Source organism: Micromonospora sp. NPDC023644, from assembly GCF_040640115.1.
Lineage (GTDB): Bacteria > Actinomycetota > Actinomycetes > Mycobacteriales > Micromonosporaceae > Micromonospora.
Genome location: NZ_JBFABA010000012.1, coordinates 1 through 17,542 on the forward strand (window position 1 = coordinate 1; position 17,542 = coordinate 17,542).

15 protein-coding genes are annotated in these 17,542 nt (G+C 73.7%); 11 read left to right on the top strand and 4 right to left on the bottom strand.

Going from position 1 to position 17,542, the window contains the following annotated elements; translation table 11 throughout:
* Nucleotides 1-764: 764 nt before the first annotated feature.
* On the bottom strand, nt 765-1,028 hold the full coding sequence (locus tag AB0G08_RS11965; RefSeq protein ID WP_358086446.1) for a hypothetical protein: 264 nt from the start codon (nt 1,026-1,028) through the stop codon (nt 765-767).
* 183 nt (nt 1,029-1,211) lie between these two features.
* The gene (locus AB0G08_RS11970) at nt 1,212-1,679 is read right to left on the bottom strand and encodes a hypothetical protein (protein WP_358086448.1); all 468 of its coding nucleotides are present in this window, start codon (nt 1,677-1,679) and stop codon (nt 1,212-1,214) included.
* Between the two features lie 289 nt (nt 1,680-1,968).
* On the opposite strand from AB0G08_RS11970, the gene AB0G08_RS11975 reads away from it, so the two are divergent.
* The 11 genes from AB0G08_RS11975 (at nt 1,969) to fxsT (ending at nt 15,304) form a co-directional block, all read left to right on the top strand.
* A complete protein-coding gene (locus AB0G08_RS11975) occupies nt 1,969-2,418 on the top strand; it encodes a PRC-barrel domain-containing protein (RefSeq protein WP_358086450.1) in 450 nt (149 codons plus the stop codon).
* 40 nt (nt 2,419-2,458) lie between these two features.
* On the top strand, nt 2,459-2,635 hold the full coding sequence (locus AB0G08_RS11980) for a hypothetical protein (protein ID WP_358086452.1): 177 nt from the start codon (nt 2,459-2,461) through the stop codon (nt 2,633-2,635).
* An 87-nt stretch (nt 2,636-2,722) separates the two neighbouring features.
* Nucleotides 2,723-3,781: a tryptophan--tRNA ligase gene (gene trpS / locus AB0G08_RS11985; RefSeq protein WP_358086454.1), complete on the top strand. Its 1,059-nt coding sequence runs from the start codon at nt 2,723-2,725 to the stop codon at nt 3,779-3,781.
* A gap of 87 nt (nt 3,782-3,868) precedes the next feature.
* Nucleotides 3,869-4,384, top strand: coding sequence for a DUF6098 family protein (locus tag AB0G08_RS11990; RefSeq protein WP_358086456.1), 516 nt, complete (start codon nt 3,869-3,871; stop codon nt 4,382-4,384).
* A 134-nt stretch (nt 4,385-4,518) separates the two neighbouring features.
* Nucleotides 4,519-5,046, top strand: coding sequence for a DUF6244 family protein (locus AB0G08_RS11995; RefSeq protein ID WP_358086458.1), 528 nt, complete (start codon nt 4,519-4,521; stop codon nt 5,044-5,046).
* A 127-nt stretch (nt 5,047-5,173) separates the two neighbouring features.
* Complete coding sequence (locus AB0G08_RS12000; protein ID WP_358086460.1) at nt 5,174-6,076, top strand: DUF4231 domain-containing protein; 903 nt, start codon at nt 5,174-5,176, stop codon at nt 6,074-6,076.
* Nucleotides 6,077-6,318: 242 nt separating this feature from the next.
* A complete protein-coding gene (locus AB0G08_RS12005) occupies nt 6,319-8,646 on the top strand; it encodes an FxsB family cyclophane-forming radical SAM/SPASM peptide maturase (RefSeq protein WP_358086669.1) in 2,328 nt (775 codons plus the stop codon).
* Complete coding sequence (locus AB0G08_RS12010; protein ID WP_358086461.1) at nt 8,637-9,440, top strand: AAC(3) family N-acetyltransferase; 804 nt, start codon at nt 8,637-8,639, stop codon at nt 9,438-9,440. Before AB0G08_RS12005 ends, AB0G08_RS12010 begins: the two co-directional genes overlap by 10 nt.
* Nucleotides 9,441-9,517: 77 nt before the next feature.
* The gene (locus AB0G08_RS12015; protein ID WP_358086462.1) at nt 9,518-10,198 is read left to right on the top strand and encodes a TIR-like protein FxsC; all 681 of its coding nucleotides are present in this window, start codon (nt 9,518-9,520) and stop codon (nt 10,196-10,198) included.
* Nucleotides 10,185-11,396, top strand: coding sequence for a TIR-like protein FxsC (locus AB0G08_RS12020; protein WP_358086464.1), 1,212 nt, complete (start codon nt 10,185-10,187; stop codon nt 11,394-11,396). The genes AB0G08_RS12015 and AB0G08_RS12020 overlap by 14 nt, the downstream gene beginning before the upstream one ends.
* Nucleotides 11,393-15,304 (top strand): FxSxx-COOH system tetratricopeptide repeat protein, encoded by a 3,912-nt coding sequence (gene fxsT / locus AB0G08_RS12025; RefSeq protein ID WP_358086466.1) that lies wholly within the window; start codon nt 11,393-11,395, stop codon nt 15,302-15,304. Before AB0G08_RS12020 ends, fxsT begins: the two co-directional genes overlap by 4 nt.
* Here fxsT and AB0G08_RS12030 read toward each other — a convergent pair.
* Both AB0G08_RS12030 and AB0G08_RS12035 read right to left on the bottom strand, forming a co-directional pair.
* Nucleotides 15,298-16,248: an alpha/beta fold hydrolase gene (locus tag AB0G08_RS12030; RefSeq protein WP_358086468.1), complete on the bottom strand. Its 951-nt coding sequence runs from the start codon at nt 16,246-16,248 to the stop codon at nt 15,298-15,300. The two genes, fxsT and AB0G08_RS12030, sit on opposite strands and share 7 nt — an antisense overlap.
* 383 nt (nt 16,249-16,631) lie before the next feature.
* Complete coding sequence (locus tag AB0G08_RS12035; protein ID WP_358086469.1) at nt 16,632-17,399, bottom strand: RNA pseudouridine synthase; 768 nt, start codon at nt 17,397-17,399, stop codon at nt 16,632-16,634.
* Nucleotides 17,400-17,542: the final 143 nt, after the last annotated feature.

Genomic DNA, 17,542 nt, shown 5'->3' on the forward strand with positions numbered 1-17,542 from the left:
TCCTGAGCCAGGATCAAACTCTCCAACAAAAACTTGTTGAAAAACTGTCCCGACAACAAAAAGTGTTGCCAAAGGAATCCAAGACCAACAAACCATAAAGGCTTGCCAGTCCGGGGTATAAATCAATTTGGCACTGGCTTATCAAGCACCCTGTTGAGTTCTCAAAGAACAACCACACACCGCCCGGAAACCCCACACCGTGGGGCCCCCGACCCGGGGCATTTCGTTCGCGTCCCCGCCGCTCTCGCGCCGGGCACTTTTACTACGTTACCTCACCGTCTCCGCCGTGTCAAACCGTTTGTCCCGGTCTGTCGTGCTTCGTACGGGTTGGCTCCGACGGACGCGCGCAGCGGCGGACCGCTGCGGTTGATCATCGGATTTGGCAGACCGGCCGCTCTGCGGTTTCCCGCGAGCTCGCCCGGTTCCCTGCCGGCCGTGAACCTTACCCGGTCGGCTTCGCTGCGCCAAATCCGCCTCGCGGCTGATCCGGTGAGCCCCGCCCGGGGCCGTGTCGTCCAGGGTGTCGACCCTGTCCGATCCGGCGCCAGTCCGGTTCGGGCCTCAGGAGTTTCGCTCCTGTTTGCCCCGTTCCGCGCTGGCAGAGAGAAAGTTACGCGTCTGCGGGTTTGAACGTCAAATCGGGGGGTAGCGTCCCCGGTCACATCATTCCCGGCCCGCTATCTTGCCTGCTCAGGGCGGGTGCGGCGCTTCCGCCCTGGAGGCCGCCGGTATTCCGCGCGGACGGGAGGCGTCCGGTGAGGTGGTCAGGGCGCCTGGTCGTCGGCGCGCCGGCCGGCAGCCCGCCAGGCTCGGACGCCGAGCACACCGACGGTGGTGCCGATGAGCAGGGACGCCGCGATCAGCAATGCGTGGATCCAGAGGAAGCCGGTGGCCAGGAAGTCGCCGATCGCGCCGGTGGACCAGGACCGCGGGTCCTTCCAGATCGCGACCGCGAACCTCGGCCAGATCACCCAGGTCCAGATTCCGACCCCGGTGAGGAAGATCGACCAGCCTCGCGACAGCACCATGGCTGCCGAGTATGCCAGCGCGGCCGGGCGGGCGGTCGGCCGCCGGAGACCGAGACGCAGGTCAAGGGCCCTGTGCGGCATCCGGGTCTCCGCCCCGCCATTCGGGCACCGCCGCGGGCGGGTCCGGGCGCGTGGCCCGGAACGGGAGACCCGCACGGTCACGGGCCTCCCGGGCCGCTCCCGTCAGAAGCAGGTGCCGATGCCACCGATCGCGGGGTTCACCCGGTCGTGGCGGTGGATCGTGCCGCTCGGGTCGGCCATGAAACCGCCCCAGATGATGCAACCGCCCTTGACGTACGCGCGGGTCGGCCCGGCGGCCCACAGCTTGTCGCCGTCGTCGGTCTGGGTGGGCAGGTACTGGGCGGCGAGGTAGACCTGGGTGCGGGTCAGCGCACCAACGTAGGCGGACTTGACGGTGACCGTGCAGCCGTAGCCGACCATCGGGTGGTACATCAGGTACACGGTGCCGAGCCGGGCGCCGGTCTCCGCGTGCCGGATCGGGTCCTCGTCCAGGAGCGTGTAGCCGAGCCCGCAGAGCGACTGCGGCGTGACCGGATTAACGCCGGCGGCCTGCCCGGCGGCGCCGGTCCCGGCGACCAGTCCGAGCGCGACGGCGAGCACGACCCCGATCCGACGAATGCTGCGGTACATCCGTGTCCCCCTTTTTCTCCCTGCGACAGATGCGGGATCAGAATGGTCGGACCGGGGGGACGGAACGAATGTGCCGGCTGGACACTCCGCATTGCCGCCGGGTGTGCGTTCAGCCAGGTGCCACCGCTCCCACCTGCGGCACAGCCCCGCCATTCATCGACAGCCGACGACTATGACGTACTTCGCACCGAGACATTTCAGCGAACCGGAAATTGCCATGTTGTTTCCCGGCGGGACGGGCGGGGCACTGCCTTCCGGGACCGGCACATACCGTCATCGGAGGTGACCCGTGCAGCCGTCGACGTTCAATCCCTGGGCCTGGCGCGATCCGTCCGCACTCGCCGGCGGATACTCCGGGGCCAGCCTCGACTCCGCCCCGCCGGACAGGCCGGCGCCCGGCGGCGACGGACCGGACGCCCCTGGCCCCGGCACCCCGCTCGACCTGGTCGGCTACCGGGTGGAGGCCACCGACGGGCGGATCGGCTCGGTCGACGAGGCCAGCGACAACACCGACGCCCGCTGGCTGGTGGTGGACACCGGACCGTGGATCTTCGGTCACAAGGTCCTGCTGCCGGCCGGCACGGTGACGCGGGTGGACCACCTGGACCGCACGGTGCACGTGGACCGCACCCGCGAGCAGGTCAAGGAGTCGCCGGCCTTCGACCCCGACGCGTACGGCGAGCCCGGCTACCGGGACCGGATCGGCGACTACTACCGGGAGACCTACCGGCAGGGCTGAGGGCGGGCGCGGACACGGCCGGACCGGCTAACGTAAGGGCATGGTCCGGCCGATCAGCTACGCGCCGGAGGTCGTCGACCCGGTCGACGGCCTCCCGCTCGGTGTCGTGACCACCTCTCCCATCCGCTCCGGCGACGGCCGCGAGCGGATGATCGACGTACTTCGTGCCGGTGGACTGCGGTTCCGCGACGGCGCGCGATGGCGTTCGGCTCGCTGAGCCGACCCCTGACCGATCCCGGGTGACAACCCCGGTCGGCGCGCGCCCGCGCACACCTCGTCCATCAGGCACGAAAGGCACACCACCATGTCCGTTCCACGGATGCTCACCGGAGACCGTCCCACCGGGCGGCTGCACCTCGGCCACTACGTCGGCAGCATCGCCAACCGGGTGCGGCTGCACCGGCGCCACGAGAGCTTCTTCATCATCGCCGACCTGCACATGCTCACCACCCGGAACACCCGCGAGGACATCGAGCGGGTCGCGGTCAACGCCCGGGAGATGGTCACCGACATCCTGGCCGCCGGCGTCGAACCGGAGCGTGCCACCTTCTACCTCCAGTCGGCCATCCCGGAGGTCGGCGACCTGAACACCCTCTTCCAGAACCTGGTCACGGTGCCCCGGTTGGAGCGCGTGCCCTCGCTCAAGGACATGGCCCGCGACGCCGGCAAGGAGGAGATGCCCTACGGCCTGCTCGGGTATCCGGTGCTCCAGGCCGCCGACATCCTCTGCGTCAAGGGGCAGGTCGTGCCGGTCGGCAAGGACAACGCGCCGCACGTGGAGGTGACGCGGGAGATCGCCCGGCGGTTCAACCACCTCTACGGGGAGGTGTTCCCCGTGCCCGAGACGATCGCGTCCGAGACGCCGACCCTGGTCGGCACGGACGGCCGGGCCAAGATGAGCAAGAGCCTGGGCAACGCGATCGCGCTCTCCGCCGACTCGGCGACGGTCCGCCGCGCGGTGATGGGCATGTACACCGACCCGAACCGGATCCGCGCCGACGTGCCCGGCACCATCGAGGGGAACCCGGTCTTCGCGTACCACGACGTCTTCAACCCCGATCGGGCGCAGGTCGACGACCTGAAGGAGCGCTACCGGGCCGGGCGGGTCGGCGACGTGGAGGTGAAGGAGAAACTCGCCGTCGCGCTCGACCGGTTCCTGGACCCGATCCGGGAGCGCCGGGCCCGGATCGAGGCCGAGCCCGGGCTGGTCGACCAGCTGATCTTCGAGGGCACGGAACGGACCCGCCGCGAGGTGCGGCAGACGCTCGTCGAGGTCCGCCGGGCGATGGGGTTGACCGCCGCGTACACGCAGGTGCGCCGCCGGGCCGAGCGGCACCGCAAGGCCACGGCCACGCCGGCCTGAGCGGGTCGTACGACCGGCGTCCGGCCCGGGACCGGGGGTTGCTCCGGCACCGGGCCGGATCTCGCGGGCGAGATCGCGACGGAATGAATGAGTGGCTCCGGGCGGGGCAACTGGAACACCATGGGCGTGGTCCGGTACGAGGCGGTGATGCCGGTCGTCGACGAGCTCGATCAGCTCGTCGACCTGCTGCGGAATGCGCCCCCGGGTGAACAGTTGTACATCCGGTGGTCCCGCGGTCCCGGCGTTGACCTGTCCGGCGAGCACGGGTCCGAGCAGTCCAGCAAGGACGCGCTGACCGGCATCGACCTGCCCGGCCTCTCCGCGAATCCGCTCGCGGTCGAGTCGTGGTGGGGCGATCGGCCGCTGCGGCTGTGGGTGGCGCGGCGCCTCTACGACTACTGCCACCTGCGCCGGCTACGCGGCCCGGGCGTACGGCCCTGGGTGCTCGTCGGCGAGCAGCGCGGCCGGGGACCGGACAACGAGCCGTTGGTGCGGTGCCACCGGCCGGTCGCGTGGGTGTCGGAGCGGGCGCTGCGGGAGGCGGACCGCGTGGTCGAGGCGCAGGCGTCGACCGAGTGGGGACCGCTGCACCGGGCCGACTGATCCGCCCACGACGGGGTGACCGACCCCGCCCGTCGCGGCCCGGCCCCGCTCCCAACGGTCTGGCGGCCCGGCGCACATGTCGCTAGGTTGCAGCTTCGAGCACCTCACCGTCGTCGATCGGGGAAGTCGGCCGCGTGTCGCACATCGAGAAGATCACCGGGGAACTGCGCGCGTTGACGACCGGCGTCGAGAGGGCGCAGGCGCTGGCGTCCGCCGCCGACAACCAGGCGCAGGAGGTGGCCCTGCGCGCCGCCGCCGCCGGCTTCGCCGCCGTGGCGGCGGGCGTGACGCGCGTACGCGACGGCATCTCGGCCGTCCGGGGCGGCCTGGGCAGCCTCGCCACGACGATCGGCGAGGCCACGAAGGCGACCGCGGCCGTCCCGCAGGAAGCCAGCCCGCACGAGACAGTCGCCGGCCTGACGCCCGTGCAGAACGCGGTCGACGGCATCCGTGACACCGCCGTCGCCACCGTCGCCCAGGTCGACCAGACCCGGCAACTCGTCACCACCGTCCTGCACGGCGGCCAGCCGGGACCACTGCTGCAGTCGTTGGAGCACATCAAGCAGGTCCTGACGCTGGTCGCCCAGCGCACCGCCACCGCCCGGCAGGCGGTCGAGACGGCGATCGCCGAAGCCCGGCAGCTGGGGTCGGCGGGAAACTGACCGGGGCTGGCGGCAGCACACCGACCAGCTTCCTGCCCCGCTGACGCGCCGGCCGCCGCGGCCGTCGGGTCGGCTCGGCCGCCTCGGGTCCCCATGGTACGGGCGCGGCCGTCCTACCATTCACATCGTGGCGAGCTTCGATGTCCCGGCGGCGGTCGCGACGGTCTGGCAGCGGCAGGCGGCCTGGTCGCGGGCGTCCGGCGAGGCGAAGCGTGCGATCACCCGCGCGCGCCTGAGCATCGCCGCGCTCACCGTGGGCGCCGCCGTCTGCGGCACCCTCGCCAACCAGCTCGGCCAGGCCCACCCCGGCGCGGGACGGGCGCTCGCGATCGTCGCGGCGGCGGCGCTGCTCGTGGTGCCGCTGGCGGCCCGGTGGTCCTCCCGGGACGCGGTGCACGCGTGGACCCGGCTCCGCTCGGTCTCCGAGGCGCTGAAGGCGGACACCTACCGCTACCTCGCCGGGGTCGCCCCGTTCCGGGGTACGGACCGGGACGCCGTCCTGCTCGGCCGGCTCGACGCGCTCCTGGACGACGCCGGCGACCTGGTCGGCCGCACCTTGGACGCGCCACCGGCCGCCCGGCCGCTGCCGGCGGTCTCCGACGTGGCCACGTACGTGACGGAACGGATGCAGCGGCAGATCGACGGCTACTACCTGCCGGCGGCCCGCCGGATGGCGCACGCCGCGAGGCGGGTCCGGTACGCGGCGACGGGGCTCACGATCGCCGCCGCCCTGGTCTCCGCGACGGTCGGGGTGCTCGGCGACAGCCTCGGGCTGACCGCCTGGATCGGTGTCGCGGCGGCCGTGACCACGGCGCTGGTCGGCTACGGCTCCGCCCAGCAGTACGAGCACCACCAGATCGAGTACGCCCGCACCGCCGACCAGCTGACCCGGCTGCGCACGGCCCGCGAGGCCGGGCTGGGCTGGGCCGACGACGACGCGTTCGTCGCCGAGGCGGAGCGGATCATCTCGCTATCCAACGAGGGCTGGATGGCCAAGATGATCGAGCAGGATGGCGCTGCGCAGCCGTGACATCACAGGTTGTGGCATATAGCATCGTCGATAGTGCCGTTTGACCGTCGACGTGGGCGGCCGTCCGTCCACTCCCGACAGACATGGGGGAACCGACGTGGATCGCACCGTACGCCAGCCCGATCCGACCCCGCCGCCACTGGAAGACCTCCGGCGCACCCCGCTCGGCCGGATCCCGCTCGACCGGGCCCGGTCCGTCGCCCGCGTGACCAGCCGCAGGGAGGATCGCCCGGCCCGTGTCGATGTCGCGGCCTTCATCTCTGCGATCTGAGCCGGCCGGGCCGACCGTCGCCCCGCTGACGCAGTACGTGCTCAAGCTGGTCAGCCGCTGCGACCTCGCCTGCGACCACTGCTACGTCTACGAACACCCCGACCAGTCCTGGCGGCGCCAGCCCCGGGTGATGGACCCCGCCACCGTCCAGGCCGTCGCGGAGCGGATCGCGGAGCACGCGGCGGCGCACCGGCTCGACGTCGTGCGGGTGGTCCTGCACGGCGGTGAGCCACTGCTCGCCGGCGCCGCCCGGCTCGACGCCACCGCCGCCACCCTGCGGCGCGTCATCGGCCCGGTGGCCCGGCTCGACCTGCGGATGCAGTCCAACGGTGTGCTGCTCACCCCGGCGACCTGCGACGTGCTGGTCGCCCACGACGTCAAGGTGGGGATCTCGCTCGACGGCGACCGGGCCGCCAACGACCGGCACCGCCGCCACGCCAACGGGTCGAGCAGCCACCACCAGGTGCTGCGGGCGCTGTCGCTGCTGCGCAGCCCCGCATACCGCGCCAGCTACGCGGGCATCCTCTGCACCGTCGACCTCGCCAACGACCCGATCCGGGTGTACGAGGCGCTGCTGGCCGAGGAGCCGCCGCACGTCGACTTCCTGCTGCCGCACGCCAACTGGGACAACCCGCCCGCCCGGCCCGACGGCCTCGCCACGCCGTACGCCGACTGGCTGCTGGCCGTCCACCGGCGCTGGCTGGCCGACGGGCGCCCGGTGCCGATCCGCCTGCTGGAGTCCCTGCTCGCCACCGCGTCCGGGCACGGCAGCCACAGCGAGGCGGTCGGGCTCGGCCCGGCCGACCTGGTCGTCGTCGAGACCGACGGCACCTTCGAGCAGGTCGACTCGCTCAAGTCCGCCTTCGACGGCGCCGCCGCCACCGGCCTGGACGTCTTCCGCCACCGGGTGGACGACGCCGCGGCCCACCCGGCGATCGCCGTACGGCAGACCGGTCTCGCCGGGCTCTGCGCGACCTGCCGCGCCTGCCCGGTGGTCGGGCACTGCGGCGGCGGGCTCTACGCCCACCGTCACCGCGCCGGCAACGGCTTCGACAACCCGTCCGTCTACTGCCCGGACCTGCTGAGACTCGTCCGGGTGGTGACGGCAACCCCGGTCGCCGACGAGCCCACCCGTCCGACCGACTCGCTCAGCCCGCGCGTCCTCGACGACCTCGCCACCGGCCCGGGCACGGCGGGCTCGGCCGAGCAGCTCGCCGCCGTCCACCTGGCGCTGGTGCGGGCCCTGCTGGTCACGCTCAGCGAGCGGGCCGCGGGCGACCCGGTGGCGGCCGACGGGTGGCGGCTGCTGGTCCACCTGGACGACGCGCATTCCGACGCCGTCCGCGCCGTGCTGGCCCACCCGTTCGTGCGCCGCTGGGCCCGGCGGTGCCGGGACGGCGCGGCCGAGCTGTCCTACCTGGCCTGTGTGGCGGCTGCCGCCGCCGTCCGCGCCCGGGTCCGGGCCGACCTGCCCGTCCCGGTGCGCGACGGGCTGGTCAGCCTGCCGACGCTCGGTGCCCTCGCCGTCGGGATCGAACGGGGGGTCGTCCGACTCGTCACCGACGACGGGGACGTCCGGCTCGCCGGCCGGTGGGTCACCGCCGACGCGGGCCGGGCAGGCGACCCGGCCCGGGAGGACGAGCCGGACGGCTGGCTGCCGGTGCGTTCCGTCGGGCTCGACGGGGGCCGGCTGCTGCTGGAGGACACCGACCCGCACCGGGACTGCTACGACCTGCCGGTGCAGCCGCGGCTGTCGGGCGCCGCCGCGCAGCGGTGGACGCAGCAGCTGGAGCGGGCGGTGCGACGGATCGACGCCGAGGCCACCGGCTACGCGGCGGGGGTCCGCACCCTGCTGCGGGCCGTCGTGCCGCTGGGCGCGGAGCCGACCGGCCGGTTCCGCAGCGCCGCCGCCGGCACCGCCTTCGGCGCGGTGGCCGTGACCGCCGTACCCGACGACGCCGCCCTCGCCGTGCTGCTGGTGCACGAGGTGCAGCACCTCAAGCTCGGCGCGGTGCTGGACGTCTGCGACCTGTTCGACCGCGCCGACAGCCGGACGCTGCGCGTGCCGTGGCGGGACGATCCGCGGCCGGTGGAGGGCGTGCTGCACGGCGTCTACGCCCACCTGGCGGTCGCCGACGTGTGGCGCCGCCGCCCCGGGCCGGCCGCCGAGGGCCACTTCCGCCGCTACCGGGCCTGGACCGACGGGGCCCTCGACGCCCTGCTCGACCTCGGCACCCTGACCCCCGCCGGTGCGCGGTTCGTCCGCGGGATGCGCGCCACGGTGGACGGATGGCCGTGACCGCCGGCCTGCTCCGGCGGGGCACCCTGACGGCGGACCTGCGCGCGCTGGGCCTGCCGCCGGGGGCCACCGTGCTGGTGCACTGCGCCCTGTCCCGCGTCGGTCGGGTGGCGGGCGGCCCCGCCGCGCTGCTGGCCGCCCTGCGGGACGTGCTGGGCGGGTCGGGGACGGTGGTCGTACCGGCGCAGACAGCCGGCAACTCCACCACGTCGCGGCGGTTCCGGGTGGCGACCGCCGGCATGACCGCCGCCGGGGTCGCCGCGGCGGAGGCGGCCATCGTGCCGTTCGACCCCGAGCGCAGCCCCGCCGAGGGCATGGGGATCTTCGCCGAGCACGTACGCCGGCAGCCGGGGGCGTCGCGGAGCCGGCACCCGCAGACCTCCTTCGCCGCCCTCGGCCCCGACGCGGCCCGGCTGACCGCCGTCCACGACCTCGACTGCCACCTCGGCGAACGCTCGCCCCTCGGCGCGCTCTACGCCGCCGACGCCGTGCTGCTGCTGCTCGGGGTCGACTGGTCCGCCTGCACGGCGTTCCACCTGGCCGAGTACCGGCTGCGCCGGCCGCCGGCCGAGCGGGCGTACCGGTGCTACGTGCGCGACGCCGCCGGGCGGCGGGTCCGGCGCGACTTCCGGGCCCCGGACCTGCACGACACCGACTTCCCGCTGATCGGCCGGGCCCTGACGGACGCCGGGCCGGTGCGTGCCGGGCGGGTCGGCGGCGCCGACTGCCGGCTCGTGGGCCTCCGCACGGCCGTCGACTTCGCCAGAGGGTGGATGGATGAGCACCGCCGGTGACGGACGGGGCAGCGACGGGTTGGCGGCTGTCGATACTGTGGACGGCCGGAAGTCGCTGCACCGGTCGGGAGCGGTAGGTGGCAGAGGAAACGTACGGGGAGGACGAGAGCGCCCCCGTGTTCTTCCTCAGCTACGCCCGCACGAAGAACCGGGTGGCGGCGCCCCCGCGCGACACCAACCAGAAGGTCTTCCAGCTCTTCGTCGACCTCTCCGACCACGTCGTCGAGCTGCTCGGCCTCGGCCCGGGACGGACGGCCGGATTCATGGACCGGATGCTCGACGGAGGGCAGGTGTGGACCGAGGACCTCGCCTACGCCGCCGGCCACTGCCAGGTCTTCATCCCGCTGATCTCGCCGCAGTACCTGAACAGCGCCTGGTGCGCGAAGGAGTGGGACGCGTTCACCCGGCGGCAGGTCCTGCACCGGCCGGGCGCCGGGCCGTCGGCCGGCGAGACGCCGGTCATCCCGGTCAACTGGTCGGTGGTGGACCGCCGCCGGGTGCCGGAGGTCGTGTCGCGGCGGCAGATGTTCACCCCGACCCGGCTGCCCTCGGACATCGCCCCGCAGTACCACGACGAGGGCATCTACGGCCTGCTCAGCCTCGGCAAGAACGGCAAGGACGCCTACGACGCCGTGGTCTGGCGGCTGGCGCAGCGCATCGCCCGGGCCTACCAGACGCACTGGGTGCGGGCGGACGTCCCGACCGACGTGCGGCAGTTGCGCGAGACGTTCGAGGAGGTCGGACATGACGTGGTCTGACCTCCCGGGGGTCCGCGCCGTCCCCCGCCGGGAGACCTACTTCTTCCTCAGCTACGCGCACTCGGTGCCGCTGTCGGCCGCGTCCCGGCCGGACACCGACTACTGGGTCAGCCGGTTCTTCCACGACCTGGCCGCGGCCGTGCGGCGCGGCGCCACGAGGAGCGGCGACCTCGACGCCGGCTTCTTCGACGGCCAGGTCAGCCCCGGGGCCGACCTCAGACAGACGCTCACCGAGGCGCTCAGCCTCGCCCACGTCTTCGTGCCGCTGCACTCGCCGAACTACTTCCGCAACGCGTGGGCGCTGGGGGAACGCGAGTCGTTCCGCAGCCGCCTCACCCGGCTCGCCCCGGCGCGGGCCGAGCGGCACCTGTTGCCGGTGCTGTGGCTGCCGCTGCCGTCCCGGGGCGACCGGCCGGAGACGACGCAGGCCCTCGACCTGGTCCCCGACGCCGACGACCGGGCCGACTACGCCGAGAACGGGCTGCGCGCCCTCTGCAAGCTCAGCGCCTACCGCCGGCAGTACGAGAGCGTCCTCGCGGCGCTGGCGGCGCGGATCGTCACGGTGACCGAGACGCAGCCGCTGGCCCGGTCCCGGGCGGCGACGTTGTCCCGCCACCCGGTGACCGACGGCGGCGGCCCGGCGCTGGTGGTCACCACCCTCACCGACCACGCGCGGTGGCGGCCGTACGCCGGGCAGCACGAGCTGGCGGTGGCCGACTACGTCGCCGCGACCGCCGAGCGGCTCGGCCTGCCCACCCGGGTCGTCGACCTGCCGGCGGCCCGCGCCCTGGCGCCGGAGAGCCCCACCGTCGTGCTGGTGGACGCCGCGGCCGGTGCCGCCGCCGCCCAGGCCGCGCTGGCCGGCCTGCCCCGCTGGGTCGTCCCCTTGGTCATCGCCGCCGACCACGAGCGTGGCGAGTCGGCGCCCGAGTCCATCGCCGGTACGTTGCAGGACGCCGGATTCCCCCGGGTCCTGCCGGCGCGCGCGATCGAGGAGTTCGAGCGGTGCGCGCCGCTGCTGGTGACCGAGGCCCGCAAGCAGTTCCTCCGGCACGGTCCGGTGGACCCGCCCGACGGCCCGGCCACCCCGAAGCCGAGCCTGCGGCCGTCCCGGCCGTCCGACGGCCCGCCGGGCGCCGGTCCGGGCCTGCCGCCGGTGCGGCCGTTCGACACGACGCGAGGGAAGGACGAGCGATGACGCCATCGCGCGAGGGCCAGGTCGTCACCTTCTACTCCTACAAGGGCGGTACGGGCCGCACCATGGCGCTGGCCAACACCGCGTGGATCCTCGCCGCGAACGGCCAGCGGGTGCTCGTCGCCGACTGGGACCTGGAGTCTCCCGGCCTGCACCGGTTCTACGCCCCGTTCCTCGACCCGGAGCAGGTCGCCACCACCGGGGGCGTGATGGACCTGATCCTGGACTACGAGTGGGAGAACGCCCGCCGACGCGAGGAGGCCGGCGCCGACCCCCGGCCCGGCGACTGGCACCGGGAGTACGCCCGGGTCCACCGGTACGCGTTCTCGGTGGGTTGGGAGTTCCCCGGCGGCGGCAGCCTCGACCTGCTGCTGGCCGGCCGGCACAACCCCGACTACGCCACCAGCGTGACGGGCCTCAACTGGGACAACTTCTACAACCGGCTCGGCGGCGCGCAGTTCTTCGACGCGCTGCGCGAGGACATGAAGCGGCACTACGACTACGCCCTGATCGACAGCCGCACCGGGATCAGCGACGTCGCCGAGATCTGCACCATCCACCTGCCCGACGTCCTGGTCGACTGCTTCACCCTCAGCGACCAGGGCATCGACGGCGCCGCCGCGGTGGCCGCCCGGGTGCGCGACTACGAGGGGCGGCGGGCGCGGCGGGTGCTGCCCGTGCCGATGCGGGTCGACGACGGGGAGAAGGGCAAGCGCGACGCCGGCCGGTCGTTGGCCATGCAGCGGTTCGCCGGCCTGCCGGGGGGCATGACCGACAGCGAGCGGCAGGCCTACTGGCTGACCGTCGAGGTGCCCTACCGCGCGTACTACGCCTACGAGGAGACGCTTGCGACGTTCGGCGACGAACCGGGCGGCCGGACCACGCTGCTGTCCGCGTACGAGACGCTGACCAGCCACATCACCAACGGCAGGATCACCGGCCTGCCCCGGATGGACGACCAGTTGCGCCGCCGGACGGTGCAGCGCTTCGAGCGCAAGCCGACGGTCGTGGACGAGCTGATCGTGCTGCGGCACGTGCCCGAGGACCAGGTCTGGGCGGAGTGGGCGCAGGCCGTGTTGAACTCGGCCGACCTGCGGGTGGTCACCGCCGCCCTGGACGGGCCGGCGCCCGAGCCGACGGGCGCGGCCTCCCGCGAGGTCCGGCTGGTCTCCCGGGCCTACCTGGCGGCCCGGCGCGCCCGCCCCGACACCGACGGCGACCGGGGCGCGCCGAGCTGGCTGGCCGTGCACGTCGACGACACCCCGCCCGTGCCGGACGTCCCGGTCGGCAGTTGGACGGCCGTGCACGACCTCACCGCCGAGGACGCGGCGAACCACCTGCTGAAGCTGGTGGGGCGCACGGTGGGCGCGGCCGGCCTGCGTCCCGCCCGCTTCCCGGGCGTACGCGCGACGGTCTTCAACGCGCCGGCCCGCAACGCCCGCTTCACCGGGCGCGAGGACCTGCTGCGCCGCCTGCGGGAGGAGCTGAAGGCGTCGGGCGGCGGCGGCACCCCGGTCGCGCTGCGGGGCGGTCCCGGTCTCGGCAAGACGCAGCTCGCCATCGAGTACGCGCACCGGTTCCGGGGCGCGTACGACATCATCTGGTGGGTCGCCGCCGACCCGCCGCAGTTCGTCGACGTGATCATGACGGAGCTCAGCGAGGAGCTGGGCCTGCCGAGCCAGGCGACGATCCCGGAGACCAACCGTGCCCTGCGGCAGCGGCTGGGCCAGACCGAACGCCGCGCCGACGGCGGCCCGCCGCCGCACTGGCTGCTCATCTTCGACAACGCCGACCAGTACGAGGACGTCCGGCCCTACCTGCCGCAGGGCAACGGCCACGTGCTGGTCACCACCCGCAACCCGGACTGGGGCGACCTGGCGCGGGCGGTGGACGTGGAGGCGTTCGAGCGGGGTGAGAGCGTGACGCACCTGCGCGCCCGCCTGGGCGAGCACCTGATGAGCGTCGCCGAGGCCGAGCAGGTCGCCGACGCCGTGGAGAACGTGCCGATCTTCGTCGCCACGGTCGGGGCGTGGCTGGCCGACACCCGGACGCCGGTCGACGAGTACCTGGCCGGGCTCCGCCGCACCGGGCTGGAGACGGAGGTCTGGGACCTCCCGCTGCGACGGCTCAGGGAGGGCTCGCCGGGGGCGTACCGGCTGCTCCAGCTCGCGTCGGTGCTCGCGCCGGAGATCTCCCTCGACCTGCTCTACAACGACGAGGTGGCCCAGGTCATCGCCCCGCACGACCCGGTGGTCGCCGCCCGGGTCGCCGACCGGGTGTCGGAACGCGACATCGCGGCGGCGCTGGTGCAGCGGATGAACAAGCTCGCGCTGATCAAGCTCGACCCGCACGCCCACCGGGTGCAGGTGCACCGGCTGTTGCAGACCGCCCTGCGCGCCCGCATGTCCGACGACGAGCTGGTCACGGCCAAGCACGAGGTGCACCGCATCCTCGCCGGGTCGCGACCGCCGGGCGAGGTGGAGGACCCGGCGAACCGGCAGCGGTTCCGGATGCTCTGGCCGCACCTCGACGGCTCCGACGCGATCTCCTGCCGGGACGACAACGTCCGGCAACTGGTCATCGACCGGGTCCGCTACATCTACGTCAACGGCGGCTACGAGCAGGGCGAGCGGTACGCGCGGGAGACCGAGGCCGTCTGGTCGGCGCTGCTGGCGGAGTTGGCGCCGGACGGGCCGGAGCACCGCAGGCTGCGCGTCCAACTGCTGCACCTGCGGTTCAACTGGGCGAACGTGCTGCGCAGCCTCGGCCGGTTCGAGGAGGCCCACCGGCTGGACGAGGACACCCTGCGCCAGCAGGAGGAGCTGATCGGCGACAGCCACCCGCACACGCTGATGACCGCCGGTGGCTACGGGGCCGACCTGCGTACCCTGGGCCGCTACCGGGAGGCGCTGGAGCGCGACCTGCGGACGTACGCCGCGTCGGTCGACGTCTTCGGCGAGGACCACCGGCGCACCCTGACCGCGGCGAACAACCTGGCCGCGTCCTACCGGCTGATGGGGATGTTCGACAAGGCCCTCGACGGCGACGAGGCCACCTACCGCCGGCTGCGGGTCGTCCTCGGCCCGGAGCACCCGAACACCCTGGCGTCGGCCAACAACCTCGCCCGCGACCTGCGGGAGACCGGCGACTACGAGGGTTCCGTGGCGCTGCTGCGGGAGGCGGTGACGGGTTACCAGAGCCTCTTCGGCGAGCACTCCCGCGACCTGCTCACCGCGCAGGCCAACCTGGCCGCGTCGCTGCGCAGCACCGGGGAGATCGCCGAGGCGGCCCAACTGCTCGACGAGACCTACCAGCGGCTGTTGGCCACCCTCGGGCCGGCCAGCCCGGACACCCTGTTCAGCTGGCTCAGCCGGACGGCGAACCTGATGTTGCAGGGGCAGGGCACCCAGGCCCTGACGGAGCTGGGCGAGGTGGAGCAGATGTTCGTCCGGGTGTTCGGCGCCGAACACCCGTACACGCTGGTCTGCCGGATCAACCTGGGCGTGGCCCTGTGGGACGCCGGCGACACGGGCACCGGCCGGTCGCTCACCGAGGCGACGACGCGGACGATGCTCACCACGCTCGGCGACCGGCACCCGTTCGCGATGGCGGCGGCCAACAACGTCGCGGTCTTCACCATCCTCGCCGGGGAACCGGAGAAGGGACGCGACCGGCTGCGGGCCGTGGTGGCGCAGCTCACCGAGGTGCTCGGAGCCGAGCACCCGGACACGCTGCGCAGCCGGGGCAACCTGGAGACCGCCCAGCAGGCGTTGTCCGGCGGGCGGGTGAGCATCGGCCGGATGCGGATCGCCGACCGGCTCGCCAACCGGATCGGGCAGCACCACCCCAGCGTCGTGGTGCTACGCGACGGGCGGTACGTGCGCCGGGTGCTCGACCCGCACCCCTACTGACCGGGCCGGGCGCCGATCAGCAGGGTGGCGTCGAGCGCCACGTCGGGGTCGACGAGCCAGCGCAGGATGCGCGGCAGCTCCTCGACCGCGTCGAAGTGCGCCGCCCCGGGCCGGACCTCCATCTCGGCGCCGGGGATCTGCGCGGCCAGCCAGCGGCCGTGGCTGACCGGGGCGAAGTTGTCGTCGGCGCCGTGCCACAGCCGCACCGGCGTCGCCGCGGTGTCGATCGCCCGGAGGTCGAACGCCCAGGGGCGGCGGAACGCCAGCACGTCGTCGATCCACCCGTACGGCCCGGAGCGGAGCGCCTCCGCGTAGGTGTCGGTGATGAGCCGGCGCAGCGCGGGGTCGTTGACCGCCCGGCGGTCCGCGGCGCTCATCTCCGTCCTCAGGTCCGCCAGGAGCAGCCGCGGGTCGGCGGCGGCCCGCTCGGCGCGCTGGCGGATCTCCTCGACCACGGCCGCGGTGTCGGGGCTGCCGACGCCGAACCCGCGCACGTTGCCGGTGTTCATGCCGCCGACCCAGTCCAGCTCGACGGCGTTCCACGGGGCGAGACTGACCAGCACCGCCACCCGGGTCACCCGGCCGCGCAGCCGGGCGTCGGCCGCGCAGGCAAGGGCGTGCGGGCCGCCGCCGGAGCGCCCGACGACGGCGAACTTCTCCACGCCCAGGTGGTCGGCGATCGCCTCCACGTCGCGGGCGGCGTCGGCGACGTCCCGGTCCTCGCGCCGGTCGGAGTCGCCGTAGCCGGGCCGGTCGTAGGCGATCAGCCGGACGCCCATGCGGTAGAGGACGATGCCGCGGGGTTTCGGGCCACGGCGGCTGCCGGGTGTGCCGTGGAGCAGGAAGACGGGGAAGCCGTCGGGCGCGCCGGTCACCTCGTACGCCACGCGTCTGCTGTCCTCGCGTTCGGCGAAGTCGGCCCCTGGCTCGCCGTCTCGGGTCACTCCGTCCTGCCCTTCGGTGCCGCAACCAGCCAATACTCGCAACCCGGCATCGAGTAGAGACGATGTCTGACGGCTCCACTCAGCAATCGAGCCTAATGGTCGGGCCCGCCGCGCCGCTATGCCGAGCGGGAACAACGGGCCGGATCTGTCGGAAACGACACCTACGGTCCACGTGGGCTGGAACTTCCGGCGGCCCCTTCGACCGGGACGCCGGTGGCGGGTCCGCACCGGGCGGGCTTCGGCCGGCCACGGCGGCTCGGTGGCGAGCTGGCCGGCCGCCGCGGAGCGGGCCGGGCTCGGCGGGCCACGGCGGCTCGGGAGCGGGCCCGGCGGGCCACCGCGACTCGGGGGCGGGGCGGTTCGGCGCGGGCGCCCCGCGCCGGTCAGGCGGCCAGCGCCTCCAGGGCGTCGTCGAGCAGGGGCTTCCGGCCGTCGGCGAAGACGTCGAGGAACTCCTCGCCGGGCGCGGCCCAGAACCGGGTGCGCGGTTCCTCGCGCCAGTCGCAGGTGATCTCGCAGCCCCAGGAGTGGAGGTACGTCCGCTGGTCCGCCTGGCCACGGTGGAAGAGCGGGTCGCCGACGATCGGGAAGCCGAGCCACGCCAGGTGGACGCGGATCTGGTGGCGCCGACCGGTGACCGGCTTGAGCACCAGCAGCGTACGGTCGCCGCTGACCAGCGCCGTGGCGAAGTCGGTACGCGACTCGTAGGAGGGCTTGGACCGGTCGACGGCCGACTCCGGCAGCGCGAAGCGGCGGTGGTCGGCGTCGTAGCGGATGGCGTCGCGCTCTCCCGCGATCCGGATGGTCCCCTTGCGGCCGGGCCGCAGCGGCAGGTCGATGGTGCCGCGCTCGGGCAGCCGAGCCCCCTCGACCCAGGCCAGATAGCGCTTGTCGGCGCCCCGGTTGGCGAACTGCCGGGTCAGCGACGCGTGCGCCGACGGCGTCCTGGCCAGCAGCAGCAGCCCCGAGGTGACCTTGTCGATGCGGTGCACCCAGTGCACCGGTTCCCCGGCGGCGGCGGCCAGGTCGGTCAGGGACTCGGTGTGCCGCTCGCCCATCACGGAGATGCCCGGCGGCTTGTCGAGCACGAGCAGGTGGTCGTCCTCGTGGACGGGCTCGCGCCGAAGTTCCGACCAACTGAAGGTGGTCATCATCGCCTCGGCTCTCGACTGTCCTGAGCTGCTCCGGGTCGCCGACGGCCGCGCCCGGGGCAGCGGTGACGCGCGGAGCGGGGGTCGCACCGGCCAGGTGGGCCGGCAGGGCGAAGGATACCAACCCGACGACTGCGGGCCCT

Coding starts and splice junctions, on each gene's coding strand:
- AB0G08_RS11965 (WP_358086446.1), bottom strand. CDS start 1,028: ATGGTGCTGTCGCGAGGCTGGTCGATCTTCCTCACCGGGGTCGGAATC.
- AB0G08_RS11970 (WP_358086448.1), bottom strand. CDS start 1,679: ATGTACCGCAGCATTCGTCGGATCGGGGTCGTGCTCGCCGTCGCGCTC.
- AB0G08_RS11980 (WP_358086452.1), top strand. CDS start 2,459: ATGGTCCGGCCGATCAGCTACGCGCCGGAGGTCGTCGACCCGGTCGAC.
- trpS (WP_358086454.1), top strand. CDS start 2,723: ATGTCCGTTCCACGGATGCTCACCGGAGACCGTCCCACCGGGCGGCTG.
- AB0G08_RS11990 (WP_358086456.1), top strand. CDS start 3,869: ATGAGTGGCTCCGGGCGGGGCAACTGGAACACCATGGGCGTGGTCCGG.
- AB0G08_RS12005 (WP_358086669.1), top strand. CDS start 6,319: ATGTCGCGGCCTTCATCTCTGCGATCTGAGCCGGCCGGGCCGACCGTC.
- AB0G08_RS12010 (WP_358086461.1), top strand. CDS start 8,637: ATGGCCGTGACCGCCGGCCTGCTCCGGCGGGGCACCCTGACGGCGGAC.
- AB0G08_RS12020 (WP_358086464.1), top strand. CDS start 10,185: ATGACGTGGTCTGACCTCCCGGGGGTCCGCGCCGTCCCCCGCCGGGAG.
- fxsT (WP_358086466.1), top strand. CDS start 11,393: ATGACGCCATCGCGCGAGGGCCAGGTCGTCACCTTCTACTCCTACAAG.
- AB0G08_RS12035 (WP_358086469.1), bottom strand. CDS start 17,399: ATGACCACCTTCAGTTGGTCGGAACTTCGGCGCGAGCCCGTCCACGAG.